The sequence below is a fragment of the Rathayibacter sp. AY1C4 genome (genome assembly GCF_002932195.1).
In the GTDB taxonomy this organism is placed as follows: domain Bacteria; phylum Actinomycetota; class Actinomycetes; order Actinomycetales; family Microbacteriaceae; genus Rathayibacter.
Window position 1 is genome coordinate 118,950 of the sequence record NZ_PSWE01000007.1, and the last position, 17,368, is coordinate 136,317.

Here is a 17,368-nt window from a genome sequence, read left to right on the forward strand (position 1 = left end):
GGACATGACCAGAACGCATGAGCAGTACGAGAAAGGGCATTAGTCATGCACCTGCAGGCGGTCTACCGTCGGAATCATGAGTACCGCCGCACGCCTCCGACCGATGCGCGCAGCGGCGCCCTTCTCGCAGCGGCGGCTGACCATCGCCCTCCTCGCCGCCGGAGTCGCGACCTTCGCCGAGCTCTACGCCGTGCAGAGCGTCCTCCCGCAGCTCGCGCGGGAGTGGGCCCTCGCCCCGTCCGACGCTGCGCTCACCGTCTCGGCCGCGACCCTCGGGCTGGCGCTCTCGGTGCTGCCGTGGGCCTCGGTGGCCGAGCGCATCGGACGGCTCGAATCCATGCGGATCGCGGTCCTCACGTCCGTGGTCCTGGCGCTGCTCGCCTGCGTCGCCCCGACCTTCGAGCTCCTCCTCGTCCTGCGCTTCCTCGGGGGAGCGGCACTGGGTGCCGTCCCGGCCCTCGCCGTCGCGGCGATCCACGACCGGGTCGGAGGCGCCGGAGCGACGGCCGCCGCGACGGCGTACGTCTCCGGGACCACGATCGGCGGTGCCGCCGGACGACTGCTCGCCGGACCGCTCGCGGCGGCGCTCGGATGGCGCGGCGCACTGCTCGTCGTGACGGCCGTCTGCGCGGCGGCGGCGATCGTCTTCGCCGTGCTCGCGCCCCGGGGCGGCGGCGCGCGCGAGGCTGCTCCCGGCGGCTGGCGAGGGAAGACGGCGCAGGTGCTCCGCGATCCGATGCTCGTCGCGATCGCGCTGCAGACCTTCATCGCGGTCGGCGTGTTCGTCGCGGTCTACAACTACCTGGCGTTCCGGCTCGAGGCGCCGCCGTTCGCACTCGCACCCGCGCTCGTCTCCCTCCTCTTCGCCGCCTACCTCGCGGGAACCGTCTCCTCCCGGCTCGCGGGGAGATGGGGTCCGCGGATCGGTCCCCGCCTCGTCATGCGGATCGGCGTCGCCCTGATGATCGTCGGACTGCTGGTGATGCTCGCCGAGAACGTCGCCGTGGTGATCGCGGGACTCCTCGTCTTCACGGCCGGCTTCTTCGCCCTGCACGCGACCGGCGCCGCCTGGACGGGAGCGCGCGCGGCTCCGGCACTCCGAGGGCACGCCGGCGCGGTCTACACGATCGCCTTCTACGCGGGTTCGGCCGTCGGCGGCTGGCTCCTCGGCCTGGCCGTCGGAGCCGGTGGCTGGCCGGCGCTGACGGCGGTGACGATCGGCCTGCTGCTCGTCGGAGCGGGGATCGTCAGCCTCCCGTCGCGCACCACCGCGGCCGGGCGCTGAACCCCCGCCTCCGCCGACCGCACCCCGAGCTCCGTCCGGCACCTCCCCGCAACGGGCGAGGTGCGACATGATGGCCCGACTGCACGAAGCGGGGGACGGCATGGCGCGGAGAACCGGAGCGGACGGCTCCCCACGCGAGAGCGGCGGGACGGACGAGGGCGGCACCGACCCGCGCTACCACGCGGGCTTCCAGCGCGGCTACGACGGACGCGAGGCCGAGCGGCGTGGCAGCGGCGAGGAGCGCCTCCGCTCCCCGTTCCTGTCGGGCGGGGCCGCGGGCACCGGGCGCTCGGCCGGCCGGAGAGGCGGCCTGTCCGCTCCCGAGCACGAGGACGTGCGATCGGTCGGCGGCCCGACGGGCTCCCGAGCCTCCGGCCGACGGACGGCTCCGGAGCGCGAGAGATCGGCGGTGCGGGCCGTCCCGACATCCGCGGAGCCGACCGCGCCGCGACCCGCGGAGCCGACAGTCCCACTCCCGACCGAGCCGACCGTCCCGCTTCCCGCCGAACCCGACTCCGCTCCCGGCGACGCGGCACCCGACTCCGGTGACCACCGCGACGCGACTGACGCCGACCCCCGCCCCGCTGTCTCCACTCGCCGCATCGCCGGAGCCCTGGCGGTCGTCGGCGCCGTGAGCGTCCTCGTCGGACTCCTCGCCCTCTGGAACAGCTCCCACAGCTGGTACGACTACTCGCCGTCGCAGAGCGCCTTCGGGCCCGAGCAGTACCTCCGCGTGCTCAGCGACAACGCGATCGGACCGTTCCTCACCGTCGGCCTGATCGCGCTCGGCCTGGCGGTCGTGGTGCCGCTGCTGAGGGCTCCCCGCCGATGACGCGGGTCCGCCTGCTCTGGGCCGCCGCGATCGCGGTCACCGTCGTCCTCTGGGCCGCAGTGCTCGCGCTCCCGGTCGTGGTCCTCCTGCTGCCGAACCAGTACCAGGGCGACTCGATCACGGTCCCGCCGGAGCTCTACGTGCGGCAGGCGCTCGCGATGGTCGCGCCGCCGCTCCAGACCGCCGCCCTGGTGATGCTGGGGGCGCTGATCGTCGTCGCGGTCGCGCGGCGTTCGCCGGCGAAGGCCCGTACGACGGAGGCGGCGAGCGGCTGGGACGACGCCGTGCTCCTCGACCCGGACGGCCGCGAGCAGCACGGGACGGGCCCCGCAGGCCACTGAGCATCCGCTGCTCGATCGGAATCCGCCTCCCGGGAGCACCCGCTCATCCCCGGTCGGAAGCCGCTCCTCCGGACGCACCCGCCCCTCACGCCGACAGCAGCTGGAACCGCTCCCGCGCCGCTCCGCCGGCGACGAGGTCCGCGAGCAGCTCGCCCAGGACCGGGCCGAACGTGAAGCCGTGCCCCGAGAAGCCGGTCGCCAGAGTCACGCGTCCCACGCGGTCGAGCACGAAGTCCTCGCCGGGCGTGCTGTCGTAGAGGCAGCTGATCGGAGCGGCGCTCGCCGCGTCCACGCCCGGGATCCACTCCGCGACGTAGCCGACGAGGCGGGCGAGCGCTCCGGGCTCGGGCTCGAAGGTGCGCTCGTCCGGATCGACGACGACTCCGGTGCTGTGCTCGCCCACCTTCACCCCGACTCCGGGCGTCGCGAGCCCGTAGGCGACGGGCAGGCCGACGCGGTGGTGGGCGAAGCTCGGCCAGGAGTCGAGGGGCAGGTCCGTCGCGAAGTGCGCGGGCTGCTCCTGCGTGACGCGCAGCGGAGGGAGGCGTCGGCCGGCCGCGCGGACGAGACCCTCCACGAGCGGCGGCGTCCAGGATCCGCCGGCCACGACGACCGCGTCGGCGTCGAGGGCGCCGTCGGTGGTCAGCACGCGCACGTCGTCGGCGCGCTCCTCGATGCCCAGCACTCGCGTCCGCGTCCGGAGGACGGCGCCGCGTCCGAGGGCGGAGTCGAGCATCGCGTCGATCGCGGCCGCCGCGTCGAGGCGTCCGCCCTCGGGGTGCAGCAGGACGTCGGTCTCGAAGCGGAGTCCCGGCCAGCGCCGCTGCGCCTCGTCCGCCCCGATCCGCACCACGGGGATCCCGTCGCGCAGGAGGACCGTCTCGACGGCGGCCAGGACGGCGGGGTCGCCGTGGTCGATCGCGCCGACCGGATGCAGCAGGCGGCGGCCGGTCTCGGCTTCGAGCCGTGCCCAGGCGCGCCCGGCCCGTCCGGTGAGGGCGCGTTAGTCGTCCTCGAGGTAGCCGCGGCGGAAGATGCGCGTCTCGCCGTGGGACGAGCCGCGGTCGTGGCCCCGCTCGAACTGCTCGACGAGCACCACGCGATCGCCGCGCTCGGTGAGGGCGCGGGCTGTCGCCGCTCCGACCAGGTCGGCTCCGACGACGACGACCTCTCGGGTCACGGGGTCTCCCGGGAGGCGCGGCGCACGCCGAGCAGGACGACCAGGCGGAGGAACCCGACGAGTCCCATGCCGATCAGTGCGGCGATCAGCATCAGCACGGCGACACCGGCCACCCAGGTCGTGTCGCCCGTCACCGACTGCGCCGCGAACTCGGTGCAGAACAGCGCCAGCCCGGCGTAGCTCAGGATGAGGACGGTGATCGTCCCGGGGCGGCGGAGGCGCTGCGCGGGCGTCCGCCAGAGGGCGGGCGGCTCGAGCCAGCGGCGCAGCAGCCGGATCACGAGGGTGCCGACCAGGCCGAGGAAGCCGGCCGCGATCAGGATGATGCCCGCGCCTCCCAGCCCCGACGCCTCGACGCCGGCCAGCTCGAGGGCGATCCCGATCGCGACGCCGACGGCTCCTGCGCCGCCCGCGATCATCGCCGCCCACACTCCGAAGCCGCCGCGGAGGACGCTCTCGCGCTCGGCGCGGCTCGGGTCGGCGTCCCTCGGGCGCTGCTGGCGCGGCCGGATCGGCGCGGGGGGAGCCGACGACGGCGCTGCTGCCGGAGCGGCCGCGGCCTCGGATACGCCCCAGACCGGAGCGGCGTCCGGCGTCTGCGACTCGATCACGTTCTCGCGCACCGGCACGTAGCGCAGCGGCGCGTCGATCCGCACCTGCGGGCGCCCGCGCACGACGATCGTCGCCCCCAGGTCGGCCCCGCGCTCCAGCGCGACGGGTCCGAGGAGGAGCCCGACCGCCGGATCGATCCGCCACGCGTCCGACCGGGGAGCCGACCCGTACCACTCCGCTGACACGGCTCCGCCGAGGTCGACCGAGATCGGCAGCCCGTCGCTGTAGCTCGTCACCGGCACGAGCGACCGGCCGGAGTTGCGCACCCGCACGCCCACCCGCCACCAGTCGTCCCCGGCGTGCGTCAGCCGCACCTCGACGTCGACCAGCGACGCCGGCACCGCCCGCCGCCGTCCGATGACCACCGCGACGACAGCGAGCCCGGCGATGACCAGCCCGCCGAGCAGGCCGACCACTCCGATGAAGATCTCCATGGGAGCAGTCAAGCAGGCGCGGGTCGCCGACGCGGGCGCGACGAGGTGGCCTCCGGGAGACTCGATCCCGGGCGTCGACGCCGTCGCTCCGCGCGGCCGCCCCGTGCCCGACGCTCCGCCCGACCGTCGAGCCCGGAGCGGGTCACTCCGCATACTGAGGAGGCGCGTCGCGTCGACCGCATCGCGGGTCTCGTCGCAGGAGGGGTCGATCATGCGCCACTGGCCTACGTCCCCCGTGCGCCGGCGCCCTCGTCGACGGGCTGGTGCGATCCTCGCTCTGCTGGGGGCTGCGGCGCTCGCCGTCGCAGCCGTCGCACTGTCGGACACGGCGGGAGGAGGCGGACCGGAGGCGGTGTCCTCCTCGGCCGGTGCTTCTGCGGCGTCGAGCAGTCCCGCGGCTCCCGCGTCGAGCAGCCCCTCGACGGACGTCGGGCCGTCCACTCCGGAAACGGAGCCGTCCGCTCCGTCCCTCGCGACGCTGGCCGCTCTCGCCTCGGTCGAGGGCCCCGCCGCCGTCCCCTACGACCGCGACCTCTTCGGGCAGGCGTGGTCGGACGTCGACCGCAACGGCTGCGACACCCGCAACGACGTCCTCGGCCGCGACCTGCTCGCCCCTGTGTTCAAGCCCGGCACCCGCGACTGCAAGGTCCTCACCGGCACCCTGATCGACCCCTACGACGGCACCTCGGTCGCCTTCGTCTCCGGGACCGACACGTCCCGCCTCGTGCAGATCGACCACGTCGTCGCCCTCGGCTGGGCCTGGCACCACGGCGCCTGGTCGTGGACGGACGACCAGCGCCTCGCCTTCGCAAACGACCCCGCGAACCTCGTCGCCGCCTCCGAGCAGACCAACCGCGCGAAGAGCGACGCCGGCCCGGGGGAGTGGCTGCCACCGGCCGCGGAGCTGCGCTGCGGGTATGTGGAGCAGTTCGTGGAAGTGCTCAGCGTCTACGGGCTCGGGATCGGGGTAGAGGACCGCGCGATCGCGGAGGCCGCACTCTCATACTGCTCGCTGTCCGGCATGACCCCCAGAGCGGATCGCCTCACTCGAATACCCTTCGCGGAAACAATGACTTCGAAAAGCCGTCAGCTGAAAAAAGGCCGACACTTTCAGGTCGACCGTGCCCCCTGGGAAGGACGCGAAACCGCAGGGAAACCTTTTTCGCATACAAGGCGCTCGCCGGTTAGAACATCGCAACCGATGATGAATACACTCAATTTAGAAGTGAGAGCCCACCACCGTCAACCACCGCTAATAATTGTCAAGAATCCTAATCCTCTCGGGCCCCTTCCGCCACAGCTATGAAGTACCGCTAGCTGCCAGGGCCTCAGCTTCTGATAGCTTGATGATTAGTACGAATCCGCACGAAGGACGCCACCTTCCTTCATTCTGTCAAGGACACGCAGAAGCACCGCAGCCTGGCGCTCCGTGGGCACACGGCCCTGGCGTAAGCCGAAGCTCTTGACTAGGTCGCTTTCCGTGGGAGAAATCGGCACTCGATCGCTGGCCCGATAGATTTGCTCCCATACGACCGCTTTGACTGAGAGAATTCGCGTAACAGCTTCAAAACCTGTATCCATCGCACGCTGGTTGCGCTCCTCAATAGACCTTTGCCGTTCGTCCTCGGTCCGCATCAGGTCGTCCACAACGCCGTCGGCCAGACGCAATGGAATTTTTTTGAAACCCTCCCAGCAGGCAGGTTGCTTCGCCCACTGCGTCACATTCGCTTGCGGCCGCCCGCTATCGGTGAGGTAAATCTGAGCGGCTCGAGAAACGTCTAATAGACTATTTAACGTGGCGTCGGAAACATGCTGGTCACGCCAAACCTTCTCGAAGTCAAACTTTGCATTGAACTGCGCATCAATCTGAAAAGCGAACCGAGACACAGCGTAGGCTACTATGTTTGCGAGGTAACCTCGAGACTCTTTGTACCAACCTTGCTTCGCGACTTCGGCGCGAAGACGTTCGTACATAATCGCCTTGGCAACTCCGGAGCGGAAGTAGCCGTCATTGTAAGCGTCAGAACCCCGTCCGTTATCTTTTGCCCAGACGTCGTCGACCCGTAACGCATACTCGGCAAAGACAGATTGGGCACCCTTGCTGACTAGATCCGGATGTTGACTCCAGCAATAGATATATTTAGCCCAGTCAGTCTTCGTGATTTTCTGACTTCGTGGGAACTCAAGTTCAAACTTCGCTTGCTCACCGGCAGGACCGCGTGCGATGCGATCATTTTCCCATTGTCCTCGGGCGCGCTCGTAGAACCAGCCGGTTTGGTACTGCTGTCCCTCCTGGGAAGGAGCCTTAAGACGACGACTAAGTTGCTCGAGTCGAACGTGAAAAGCGTGCGTCGAGAAGAGGTCGGCAGAACTTACTCGGTTCTGACTGTTCGCATATTTGGCGACCGCCTGGACGACAGAAGAAGAATCAGCGTCGCTGACCGTCACCAACTTCATCTGTATCGAAACGCCGTCGACCCTTCTGCCTTTTTGGGTCCGCAGAAAATGTGCAAGAGAGGCAGTTGTCTGCCCGCCATTGACAATCTGCCATTGGTCGATGCTTCGAATGGTCGTTCCTTCTTCCGAGCGACCTAAAGTAACACTTGAGGCGGTTGTTGTTAGCCCATTATTGTAAGCAAGAAAGCGCTCTGGTTCTTGAGCAAGCGTCGCTTGAATTCCTCGATTCACTTGCCCGCGTGCGCTTAGGAAGGTTCGCACGTTCGACTCGAGGAGCAAACTACCGTATTCTTCAAAAATTTCAGCAAGAAGGACAGCCGGAAGGACAGCCAAGTACGTTCGCGTCGAGCTGTCCTCACCAGGTCCTATAAGACACGGAAGACCGGCTGGTAACCAAGAAGTGAAGTCAATGTGGATATCTTCGCTGCCCCGTTCCGGGTGGCCGGCGGCAAGAATTCGACGCTGATCCCAGATTTCGTAACTAGTTTTCAATCCAGCTGTAGTGCCACTTTCTATAACGCGGATCCGGTCGCTCATAATTCCATCGGTGATCAATATCACGCGAATCTTGGCGATACGGCCGCTCAGCAGTTGCTTTGCAAAGTACTCAGCATGCGCCCACTCCCTAGAGGACATCTCCAAATGAGAAGCCAACCAACCGCTGGTCGCATCCTCGATGAAATTTGTCGCTCGATCCGCGACTTCTTTCGCGTCTAGCCTCGCCAACCTTGAATCGCTTCCGTAATAGCGCCCGGCGAGGACAACAAGAGTTTGGTCCACGGCGCTCTCAGCGTAACCGAGCAATTCGAGGCGCCGACCATTGGATCCGCTACATCTAAGGGGCTCAACGCTCAGATTGGCGACGACTTCAGCATCCTCTAATCGACGGCCGAACACTGTTGCAAACGCGTCTTCTACAAAAGACCCGTCTCCAGCTGACGCTTCCACCGCTATCTCGTTCCGGAGAACATCAATGTCTTCGGTCATAAGTCCACCACCTCCTCTATTAAACTCTCAAATGAGCGCTCATACGCAGTGATTCGAGCGAGCTCAAGAGAGTATCGAACATCAACAATTCCCGCGGGTACCGAGTCGAGTTTGAGGTGAGGGAAGTTATCCGCTACGCGGAAGGAGCTCCACGCCCCCACCTCAAAAGAATACTGGTCGTACCACTCGTCTGAAAGATCGAGAGATAGAGCCTGAAGAGCAGCCTCCCACAAGTCACGCGCTTGGGTGCCTCCGTCGCCTATTAGTTTCCCGAGCATCCGAGCGTAGGGTCGGAAAAAAACGGCCTCAGTTGATACCGACGCTTCGATCGGCAAAACAACAAGATCGAGTTTACCTTTCGACGGGACAAGTTGTCCCGCCGAGGAAACTCGTATAGCTATTGGTGGCTGATGAGTCGATTTTATTTCAATCCCACGGCCGTCCGGGAAAGTAAAGTCGTGCAAGCCGAGACCGAGCTTCGCCCAGGGCCCACGCCATGCGCTGACGGCCTCAGTCGAATTCATTCCGCCAGAAATGATCGCTTCGAGAAATCGAAGCTCCGCAAATGTGCCCCGAACCATCGAATCCGTCAGTCGGCCTCGCCGCCGACCGATGAAGCGCCGGTAGTCATCTACCGCCTGTACCAGCGCAAGAACGCCGGCTTCCGGAGTCCCAGCCGAAGTGACTTGCTCCAGAACATACTCGGCGAGTTTTAGAAATAACCCTGAGATACCTGATTCGGTTGCAGTGATACGAATGTAGTCGTTCTCACCGCTTCTTTCAGTTTTCACGGTAAAGCCCTGGCCATCTTTGATGGACTGATGGGGAGCAAGAGATGCCCGGATAAAAAATGCCGCTTTCCCGTTATCGTTGACGGCGGCAGACATAAACGGAATTTGCGACAGGACGATCATTCGATCATGTCCAGCGTCCAATACTTTCGCGAACTCATCGCGCAAAGCGAGCCCATTCATTCACTCTCCCCCGATTCGATCAAGTCGTCACCTGTATCCTCAACATATCCATGCAGTGCACGCCAGTAAACCTGATTCACCTTGTAGGTTCTCGAAGTTGCGCTTGCACTTACAATTTGCGATTGAGTCATCTTCGGAAAAGCAATTGCGACAGCAGTTCGACTGAAGCCGGCTTCAACTGATTGGTACTCTGGATCATGCGGCAGAGCAGGAGATTTCGCAGTCACGGCATATATCAACAGCAACGGGTGGTCAATACCCGCCAAAAAGGCTGCTTGCGACGTGACCGGCGGGCCGTCAGACGTTCGCGTTAGTTGGCTTTCGATCGCATCATATTCTTCTTGAATGAGTGAGCGACCGAGGTCGTTTGCCGATGATAGTCGCCGACGGTCGAGGCGGACATGCTTTTGATCTTTATGTCGGCCCAGGTTGTTGCGCACACTCATTTTGACCGGAATGGCCGGTCCAAACGGGAAGCTCGGTTCCTCGCCCCCGTTAACAATGACTACCTGCCACCGATTGCTGCCAGGCGTTACCCGGAGTGCGTCAGCAATCGGAGGTGTCTTTCCATCGAGGCGTCCAAAACGCGTATCGAAACGATGCGACTCAAAGGTGCTAAAGAATTTCTCAATATGCTCAGGTTCCACATTGGTCCAGGACGTATATCCACCAACAGTCTTTACGGCGTTCGCCATTGCAAGCGCGTCGACGAGAGTTTGTACCGACGCACGATTCGTCTGTTCAATCTCGTCGTTTCCAGAAAGATCATGAGATTCGACAAGTCGATTTTGCCAAACGGTGGGACCGATCTCAATCGTTTTTGAGTCCCTTCCCTTGTTCGAAGCGACAATGTCAACGCTATCTGGGTGAACGCGTATGCGCAGACCAAAATCGCGCGGAGTCAAGCTTCGCGCTTTCATATCTACGAGAGCTTCCCTGAGTTCTTGCATGACTTCCGCGGAGTGCCTGAAGTCAGCTCGAGTGCTTTCCGGCATCCATATGCGTACGAGATCACTGTAGTTCTGTCTGTACCCGAACCAACGGCCCATCTGCATAAGAGTGTCCATCGTTCGGGGTTCGCGAACAAAATAACTTACTTGAAGCCCGTCTAGCGTGAGCCCGCGTGAGAGGATATCGCCGCCCACGACGATCCTAGGTTGCAGATCGTCGAGCTTCCTTTCGGTGCGGCTCATGGCTTTCCGGCGAGCGGCACGATCCTTTGCGGTGTCGCCATTGACTAGATCGACCCGTACTTCCGAGACCATTGTAGTCAGCTGCTCGGCGACATCTCCCCATTTCAGGTCTGTAACGTTGGCGAAGTTCTCGTTCCACGTTTTTTCAATAAAACGGGCCAGATCGCTTCTCGCCTCGGTCTCCCGCTTAAACTCTCCAAGTACTGTGGTGGCAACTTCGCTGACAAAAAGTTCCTCCAGCGCGGCAACACTTCGCTCCACGCTCTTAAAGCGCGAAATGTTGATGAGCATTGAGGCCGGCTTTACCGCCCCGTCCCTTATGCGTCTAACCGCTGTTCCGATTATAAATTCAATTGTCGCTACCTTCAGTGACAGGGGAAGCTCACTAACGGGATGGTGGTTTTTGTGCTTGATTGGGATTAGAGCGATACAATCGGCGACTTCGGTTTTTACACTTGGGTGGTTCGACCCGCTAAAGTATGTAGAGATTCCTGAATAGGTGTCAGGCGGGTATGTCACTCGAATGTAATCGCTCGGGAACAAGTCGTTCAAGACAGCACCGTCGGGCTCGAGCTGCTCCTCCCCTTTTCTTACTTTTTCAACAAACTCGAACGACGCTTGGTCATCGATGAAAATATTCGCGAAGGGAGTCGCTGTTATCGCGAGATAGGTGCTTTTGGTTGAGACGTCCAGCAACGCACGAATCGCGCGATTCACGCTGGTGGGATCGATCTTCTCTCGAGTATTCGGGCTACCCCAGTCGGATTCATCATCGATAACTATTAGGGGTATGTCGAGCCGTCCCCCTGGGGCTTGGCTCTTGATGTAAGTGCGGATATTTTCTAGGAGGGACGGATTCTTTTTGGTTATGAAAACAGTTGGCAGTCCGCCATCGACCCACGTTATGCTTGATCCGCGTTTTGCTTTAGAGAAATCGTGTCGCACAGTCGTCATCAAGTGAGCACGCAGATCCGACAGCTCACCAATTCCTACACGACGAATTGCAGCGTTGCTAATGCCGTCCTCCCAGGTCTCAGAATCAATACCGAGAAGATCGGTATCGAACCTTGCCTGCGTTTGTTGACGGAGATCTTCAGTGTGACCGCCAATCACCACGACTACTCCGTAGCCGAAGTCGAGTGCCTTGTTCAAGATGCCGAGATAGGTTGCTGTCTTACCTGATTGCACCTCCCCCATGAGCAAGCCCCTGCGCGGCCATGACCCCTCTCCTTGTTCTGGATCTCCGAGAAGCTCGACGACGTCGTCGGTCTGCTTATCCAATGTGTCGATGACGTTTGCCTCCCAGTCTCTTTGGATGAGAAGTTTTTTGTACGCGCTCCATCGTGGAGTCTCTATTGTGGACTTTCGCGTACCAATCCATTCCGTAAATGTCTTTTGATCAACGATTGACCCTCCATTGGGCATGCTGACCTCGTTTTCTTGCGTCAGCTCCAGCAAAACCTGTGCAAGGTCGTTTGTGGACAAGTCTTCGAAGAGGAGTTCAGCGAACTTGCCAGCCTTCGATTCAAGTTCGTCTATTGTCAGCGGACGTACCGTGTCGAAAAGGCGATTTTTCAAATAGGCTTTGAATTCAGCTTGTAGTTCAGTCAGCGGCATGCGTTTGCTCCCAGGCGGTAGTGACAAGACCGATTAGTCCATCTACGGTGTTGAATGGTTCAATAGCTTCAAGTTGAGCTGCGGCGATAATTGGATCGGCGCTGAGGAGGTCTGCGTTTCGAATGTCTCTGAGCCGCTTGAGAAGTAACTCGGGTTCGTGTGTTGGTGGTTGGGCTCTCGCATTAGACGCAACCTCGACGTAAGAGTCCATCACGGGAAAGGTGGCGGCAAGGGTCTTTAGGAGGTCGGCAACCCGGGAACTTTGTTCTTGCGGGAGTGCCTCCAGAACAGCTCGGACCGATGGGCTCGTCAGGTTTACCTCATATGAGAATCCATCGCGTGTTTTCAGCTTGTTCCATACGGGTTCAATCTGGTTGTGCTCGCTTCTACCTCGAAAAGTATGAACCCGTTTTCCACGACTCAGGATTGGTTCTATGAGTTGGCGTAGTCGAAGTTTGAACGAGTGCGGAGGCTCGGCCCTCGACTTCTTGATGTCGAGCTGCCAAAGTGCGTCGAGGGTTGACGGCACATCGACTTGTATGCGCGTCTGCTTTGTTATTTCGCTCATCTTCGCTAGTCCATACCAGTGCCCGTAGGATATGAGTCGCAAATTCCGATACACATAAAAGCCCTGGGCCTGCCTCATTTCTTTGCCGAGATCTTGACGTTTTGCCTCCTCGGAAGACAGCCCAGACGGATGAGGGAGGGTGAACGCCTCGACTCGCACCTCACTGCCATTAATACGGATGATTTCCGGGGCGGAGCGTTGAGTTTTCGGATTTCTTGAGAGGAAGGGGTCAGTTGGGGTGAGTGCGATCCCATTGACTCGAATTTGAAGGCGGTTAACCTTCTTGTCAAGATAACGGTGAAAAACTAGCGAAAGGCTGGCCCGAACATTCGCAAGACGTTCGCCGAGGAAGGGGCCCGGCATTGGAGCGTCACCAATGAGGAGGTCAAGATCATCCCAAAGCACGAGCGTGCCGTGCTTTCGGGTCCTAAGTAGTCTAATGAGCGGAATCTCTTCGAGTTCGATCTCGCTAAGACTTATGAGAGACCATTGGCCTGTATCCCGGATGTGATTTATGTCCCATCGCAGGGCAGTAATAGTCGAATCTTGTTTCGTGATAACCGTCAGGCACCGCGCTTGCGAGAGGGACGCGGTCTTCAGGCCGAGGCCGAAGCGTCCGAGATCCGACGACTGACGTGGTCCCACGGAGCCTGCGAGCCGCAAGGCCTCGCGAGCCGTGGTCGGAGCCATCCCTGCTCCGTCGTCGAGAATGGCGAGGTACCTGCCCTCGACCACGTCCGCGTCCACTTCGATCGATCGCGCTCCAGCCGTGATGCTGTTGTCGACGAGATCCGCGATGGCTGTTTCGAGCGAGTAGCCAACTGATCTCATCGACTCGAGCAAGTTGACACTCGGTGGTACGTCTTCGTACTGCAATCGCTCCCCCGCCCCGTTTCTGGCTCACTATAGCGAGTAGGAGGAGTCCACGGCTCGCGGGGCCATGCTATTGCTGGGCTTGCGCCCGCCGGCGTCGATCGTTCGCGGGTGATGCGGGTTGCTCAGCTCGCCCCGACGGCCACGGCGGTTGCCAACTGTCGGCGACTTCATGCGCACTTTCGGCGGGCTAGATGGTCTGTCACGGCGTTGGGGGATCGCGCCTTGGCCGCATTCGTGCGACATGCAGGTATGCTGCTTCCAGTCGGTTGGCCCCTTGTGGCTTGATTACGCAGAAGCGAGAGAGCCTCGCGTTGGGACTATGGTCACCTTTTTCTGGTGCTCCATAGGGCAGGAACCGATGCTGATCCTTGGAGGCTTCACATGAGATTTGATATGGGTGAGCTCTTCTGTGGGCCTGGGGGCCTGGCACTGGGCGCTCACCGGGCGGCAAGAGATCTAGGGGTGCAGCTTCGGCACGCCTGGGCAACCGACTACGACCATGACACCTGTGCTACCTACCGTTCAAACATTCCGGGCGCGACAGCGGAGTCCGTGATCCACGCCGACGTTCGAGTCCTCGAGACGGCGTCGCTTGCTCCGATCGACGGGCTCGCCTTCGGGTTCCCCTGCAACGACTTCAGTCGTGTGGGGGAACGGAAGGGCATGATGGGGCGCTTTGGTCCACTATACAAGTATGGCGTCAATGTTTTGAACGAGCACTCGCCGTCCTGGTTCGTCGCCGAGAACGTGGGCGACCTCAAGGGCGCCAACGACGGTCACTCATTCCGCCAAATCCTGCGCGAGTTGGAGCACGCTGGGGACCAGGGCGGGTATGTCCTAACCCCCCACCTCTACAAGTTTGAGCAGTACGGGCTCCCGCAGCGCCGTCATCGCATCCTCATCGTCGGCATCCGGAGGGACTTGCATGTGCAGTTTCGGGTTCCTGCAACGGAGCCGTACGCGCATATCGACAACTCGGCCGGCAACAGGCTGGAAAACCCTCCCATTGGACCGCTGGTCACGCAGAACGAGCTGGCGAAGCAGAAGCCGTGGGTCATCGAGCGGCTCATGCATATTAAACCAGGAGAAAGCGCCTTCACCGCGGAGCTCCCGGAGCACCTGCGTTTGAACGTGACGGGTGCGACCATCAGCCAGATCTACAAACGCTTGGAGCGGGATAAGCCGTCTTACACCGTGACCGGATCCGGTGGAGGGGGGACGCACGTCTATCACTGGGACGAGCCTCGGGCGCTGACCAACCGGGAGCGAGCGAGGCTCCAGACATTTCCAGACGATTATTTATTTGTGGGAGGCCGCGATAGCGTCCGACGTCAGATCGGTATGGCAGTTCCCGTAGAAGGCGCTGAGGTCGTGTTTTCGGCGCTCTTTAAATCATTCGCCGGAATCGACTACGAAACGGTACCGACCAATCTCCCGCGCTCCATCCAGACTGCAATAGGATCATAGGCAATCTCTTGATTCATAGTGCGTATTGGGAGGCCGCAAAGGTTATGAGCGGCACTTAGGCTCCGTGTGCCCTGACGAATGAGCCCTAGCTGACTCGCCACCCAAAAACTAGGTGTCGGCTTCATGCGTAAGAGTCTCGCGGCGAGCGTTTATCGGTGCGGCACAACTGGTGCAAGACCGCCTGGTGACTCGCCTTCGTGGGCAACTCGCCAGGAGCGGCCGCCGAGCATGACTGTATTCGGGTCCTCGTTCTCGGCGGCCGTGACCTGAACGCTAACCATCTCACCGGGCTCGGGCGCGACTATCCCTAGCATGGACGCCACCTGGCGATGGTAGTTGTAGTCGCCGCCGAGGATGATGTATCCCTCCGGACGCAGACTACTTCTGGCGCCGCCGTTTTCGCGCACCCGTTTCATGAAGTCGTCCTGTTGTGCGACCGTGGCGACCGCGTTGCGGCTGATGCGTTGCCTCACAACTCGACGGAAAAGCTCATTCACGCGGGCCTGCCCAGATTTTCGGTTCGCGAAGATCGCGGCGACGTCTGTTGGATCGGCTTGGAGGAGAACATTGGGTGGCAGATCGCCAGGACGATGGAGCCACCGGACCGCGGCGCGTCCCTGGAGGTTGAGTCCGACCTTCGCGTCTCGGTTTGCACCAGATCGGAGATTCTCGGGGGATGCTCGAACAATTCCAACAGCGAACTCGCTAGTGACGTCGTTGACGTGTCCGACGAACAGCAGGTGCCCAATGGCCTCCGGCGGAATCATCCATTGGAACAGCGTCTGCGAGAACTTGCAGTCGACGTCGTGACCGGCGACTCGGTAGTCGAGTGTGACCCCCTCGTCGATGACGTCGTCGAACTCACGGCGGAGGTTTATCTCGAAAAGGGTGCCGAAGTGGGTGCGCTCGGTCTTGTGGAGCTGTGCCCAGGAGTAGCGGCCGGTCCGCTGGCCGTCGTACAGCTGGTCGAGGGTGCGACGCATCATCTTGCCGGTACGTGAACCGTCCGGGTCCGCTCGCTGAAAGGCGCGGAAAACCTCGACTAACGCCTCATCTGTCTCGTCAGCGACCGGATCGATTGACCAGTCGAGGGACAGCTCGTCAGCCATGTTCAGCTGACCCGGTTGCGCTTCTGCGCGATGAACTCGTGCCGGGTGTGGTCGTGCTGTCCGGTGAAGCCCTTGAACGTGCCTAGCTTATAGCGGGTCTCTCCGGTCTCGTCGACAGTGACGTCCAGATCGAAGTCGTGCGAGAGCGCAGTTATCTTCCGCTCGACCGAGGCGATGCTTCCCTCGTTGTGCGCTCGAAGTAGTTCGGTCAGCGAGAGGGCTTCCGACGCGTTCGCGAGCGCGCGGTAAACCGGGTCGTGGAGATCGACGGCGATACCAAGGTCTTCACGACGTGCGCCCTCGCGCCGAAGGGCCGCCGCGATCTGCCGGCCGACGGCTTCGGCGACCGGCGGCGGGAAGGCATTGCCGATCTGCCGGTACTGCGAGGTCTTCCGTCCGCTGAAGATGTAGTTGTCCTCCCGCTGCCAGCCCTGCACCCGTGCAGCCATTTCGACGGTCAGACGTGGGTGCACCACACGCGCGGACGGCGCGTCCAGGGCGGGAGCCTCATTTGCGATGCCCCGTCCGTCGACGTGGAGCTTTGCCCATCCGAGCTTGGCGCGGGTGGGACCGAGGTCGGCGCCTCCGTGCTTCTTGCTTCCTCCGACTAGGGTCGGGCCGATGTCGGTAGCCAGGTTCTTCCACTCATCAGCGCCGGTCCAGCCTCGCGAGCTCATCAGGTCGTGCAGGGCGTCGCCGACAGTAACTCGTGCCGCCGTTCCGCCTTCGGGGAACCGGAAGTACGCCTGGTCCTCCGGACGCATCGCGACGAGCACGAAACGTGGTCGCAGCTGGGGGACGCCGAAGTCGGAGGCATTCAGGAGCTTCCACTCGCCGACGTAGCCGTAGTCGTCGAGCCGATCAAGGACGCGCTGCCGGTAGGCGGCAAAACGAGGAGCAGAGAGCCCGCGGACGTTCTCGAGCATCACGGCGCGCGGCTGAATCACGCCGACCTGCTCGATGGCCCAGGCGAACAGGTCTCGCTCATCGGACGTTCCGAGCTGCTTACCCGCGATCGAGAAGGGCGGGCAGGGGACTCCTCCCGCGAACAGCGTTGCTCCGGCGTAGTCCTTGGGGTCCCAGACGTCCAGGTTCGCGACGTCGCCGACCGCCACCTGCGCACCTATGTTCGACGCCAGCGTGTCCGCCGCGGTCTGATCAATCTCGACGGCCAGCGAGTGGTCAAATCCGGCCTTGTGCAGCCCGAGCGACTGTCCTCCGGCGCCCGCGCAGATCTCGACAACGGTGTACTTCTGCGCTTCAGCCTGGGTCACCCTCCGATAGTACGAGCCCCCACCGACACCGGCTCTCGTCGGCGGCAGATCGGCGCGACGAGGCCGTCAGGGCGCGCGGGAGGGGACCTGAGTCGAGCTGGCGTGGGCAGAACAGGCTCGGACCCAGAGGCCACTGTTGCGCCTCCACCCCCTCTTTGACGC

13 protein-coding genes and 1 pseudogene are annotated in these 17,368 nt (G+C 62.6%); 5 read left to right on the top strand and 9 right to left on the bottom strand.

Annotated elements, in window-relative coordinates:
- Positions 1-76 precede the first annotated feature (76 nt).
- From C5C99_RS05470 to C5C99_RS05480, 3 genes are all read left to right on the top strand, one after another.
- On the top strand, positions 77-1,285 hold the full coding sequence (locus C5C99_RS05470; protein WP_104339732.1) for an MFS transporter: 1,209 nt from the start codon (positions 77-79) through the stop codon (positions 1,283-1,285).
- Positions 1,286-1,352: 67 nt separating this feature from the next.
- A complete protein-coding gene (locus tag C5C99_RS05475) occupies positions 1,353-2,117 on the top strand; it encodes a hypothetical protein (RefSeq protein ID WP_146085469.1) in 765 nt (254 codons plus the stop codon).
- Positions 2,114-2,458: a hypothetical protein gene (locus tag C5C99_RS05480; RefSeq protein WP_104339734.1), complete on the top strand. Its 345-nt coding sequence runs from the start codon at positions 2,114-2,116 to the stop codon at positions 2,456-2,458. Before C5C99_RS05475 ends, C5C99_RS05480 begins: the two co-directional genes overlap by 4 nt.
- 85 nt (positions 2,459-2,543) lie before the next feature.
- Here the strand turns inward: C5C99_RS05480 and C5C99_RS05485 are convergent.
- The 3 genes and pseudogenes from C5C99_RS05485 to C5C99_RS05490 form a co-directional block, all read right to left on the bottom strand.
- Positions 2,544-3,443 (bottom strand): annotated as a pseudogene (locus tag C5C99_RS05485) (FAD-dependent oxidoreductase); the annotation flags it as partial.
- Positions 3,444-3,461: 18 nt separating this feature from the next.
- Positions 3,462-3,638 carry an FAD-dependent oxidoreductase gene (locus C5C99_RS17660; protein ID WP_374953727.1) on the bottom strand — a complete coding sequence of 59 codons (177 nt, stop codon included), beginning with the start codon at positions 3,636-3,638 and terminating at the stop codon, positions 3,462-3,464.
- Positions 3,635-4,684, bottom strand: coding sequence for a hypothetical protein (locus C5C99_RS05490; protein ID WP_104339735.1), 1,050 nt, complete (start codon positions 4,682-4,684; stop codon positions 3,635-3,637). The genes C5C99_RS17660 and C5C99_RS05490 overlap by 4 nt, the downstream gene beginning before the upstream one ends.
- Before the next feature lie 211 nt (positions 4,685-4,895).
- Here C5C99_RS05490 and C5C99_RS05495 point away from each other — a divergent pair, with 211 nt between their 5' ends.
- On the top strand, positions 4,896-5,990 hold the full coding sequence (locus C5C99_RS05495) for an HNH endonuclease family protein (RefSeq protein ID WP_104339736.1): 1,095 nt from the start codon (positions 4,896-4,898) through the stop codon (positions 5,988-5,990).
- Positions 5,991-6,034: 44 nt separating this feature from the next.
- On the opposite strand, the gene C5C99_RS05500 is transcribed toward C5C99_RS05495, so the two are convergent.
- From C5C99_RS05500 to C5C99_RS05515, 4 genes are read right to left on the bottom strand one after another with little or no spacing between them, the layout of a single operon-like run.
- Entirely contained in the window at positions 6,035-8,128 is a 2,094-nt protein-coding gene (locus C5C99_RS05500; RefSeq protein ID WP_104339737.1) for an AIPR family protein, read from the bottom strand.
- A complete protein-coding gene (locus C5C99_RS05505) occupies positions 8,125-9,102 on the bottom strand; it encodes a PD-(D/E)XK motif protein (protein WP_104339738.1) in 978 nt (325 codons plus the stop codon). The genes C5C99_RS05500 and C5C99_RS05505 overlap by 4 nt, the downstream gene beginning before the upstream one ends.
- Positions 9,099-11,912 carry a Z1 domain-containing protein gene (locus C5C99_RS05510; RefSeq protein WP_104339744.1) on the bottom strand — a complete coding sequence of 938 codons (2,814 nt, stop codon included), beginning with the start codon at positions 11,910-11,912 and terminating at the stop codon, positions 9,099-9,101. The genes C5C99_RS05505 and C5C99_RS05510 overlap by 4 nt, the downstream gene beginning before the upstream one ends.
- Positions 11,899-13,323, bottom strand: coding sequence for an ATP-binding protein (locus tag C5C99_RS05515; RefSeq protein ID WP_258063639.1), 1,425 nt, complete (start codon positions 13,321-13,323; stop codon positions 11,899-11,901). Before C5C99_RS05515 ends, C5C99_RS05510 begins: the two co-directional genes overlap by 14 nt.
- 426 nt (positions 13,324-13,749) lie before the next feature.
- Between C5C99_RS05515 and C5C99_RS05520 the strand changes: the two genes are divergently transcribed.
- Positions 13,750-14,823 carry a DNA cytosine methyltransferase gene (locus C5C99_RS05520; protein WP_258063640.1) on the top strand — a complete coding sequence of 358 codons (1,074 nt, stop codon included), beginning with the start codon at positions 13,750-13,752 and terminating at the stop codon, positions 14,821-14,823.
- A 149-nt stretch (positions 14,824-14,972) separates the two neighbouring features.
- Here C5C99_RS05520 and C5C99_RS05525 read toward each other — a convergent pair whose 3' ends face one another.
- Both C5C99_RS05525 and C5C99_RS05530 read right to left on the bottom strand, forming a co-directional pair.
- The gene (locus C5C99_RS05525) at positions 14,973-15,932 is read right to left on the bottom strand and encodes a NaeI family type II restriction endonuclease (protein ID WP_104339740.1); all 960 of its coding nucleotides are present in this window, start codon (positions 15,930-15,932) and stop codon (positions 14,973-14,975) included.
- A 2-nt stretch (positions 15,933-15,934) separates the two neighbouring features.
- Positions 15,935-17,206, bottom strand: a complete 1,272-nt coding sequence (locus C5C99_RS05530) for a DNA cytosine methyltransferase (RefSeq protein WP_104339741.1) — start codon at positions 17,204-17,206, stop codon at positions 15,935-15,937.
- Positions 17,207-17,368: the final 162 nt, after the last annotated feature.

What these genes read in the sequence shown, in the direction of transcription:
- C5C99_RS05500 (WP_104339737.1), bottom strand. Translation starts at nt 8,128, where the DNA reads ATGACCGAAGACATTGATGTTCTCCGGAACGAGATAGCGGTGGAAGCG.
- C5C99_RS05480 (WP_104339734.1), top strand. Translation starts at nt 2,114, where the DNA reads ATGACGCGGGTCCGCCTGCTCTGGGCCGCCGCGATCGCGGTCACCGTC.
- C5C99_RS05525 (WP_104339740.1), bottom strand. Translation starts at nt 15,932, where the DNA reads ATGGCTGACGAGCTGTCCCTCGACTGGTCAATCGATCCGGTCGCTGAC.
- C5C99_RS05475 (WP_146085469.1), top strand. Translation starts at nt 1,353, where the DNA reads ATGATGGCCCGACTGCACGAAGCGGGGGACGGCATGGCGCGGAGAACC.
- C5C99_RS05495 (WP_104339736.1), top strand. Translation starts at nt 4,896, where the DNA reads ATGCGCCACTGGCCTACGTCCCCCGTGCGCCGGCGCCCTCGTCGACGG.
- C5C99_RS05490 (WP_104339735.1), bottom strand. Translation starts at nt 4,684, where the DNA reads ATGGAGATCTTCATCGGAGTGGTCGGCCTGCTCGGCGGGCTGGTCATC.
- C5C99_RS05510 (WP_104339744.1), bottom strand. Translation starts at nt 11,912, where the DNA reads ATGCCGCTGACTGAACTACAAGCTGAATTCAAAGCCTATTTGAAAAAT.
- C5C99_RS05470 (WP_104339732.1), top strand. Translation starts at nt 77, where the DNA reads ATGAGTACCGCCGCACGCCTCCGACCGATGCGCGCAGCGGCGCCCTTC.
- C5C99_RS05505 (WP_104339738.1), bottom strand. Translation starts at nt 9,102, where the DNA reads ATGAATGGGCTCGCTTTGCGCGATGAGTTCGCGAAAGTATTGGACGCT.
- C5C99_RS05520 (WP_258063640.1), top strand. Translation starts at nt 13,750, where the DNA reads ATGGGTGAGCTCTTCTGTGGGCCTGGGGGCCTGGCACTGGGCGCTCAC.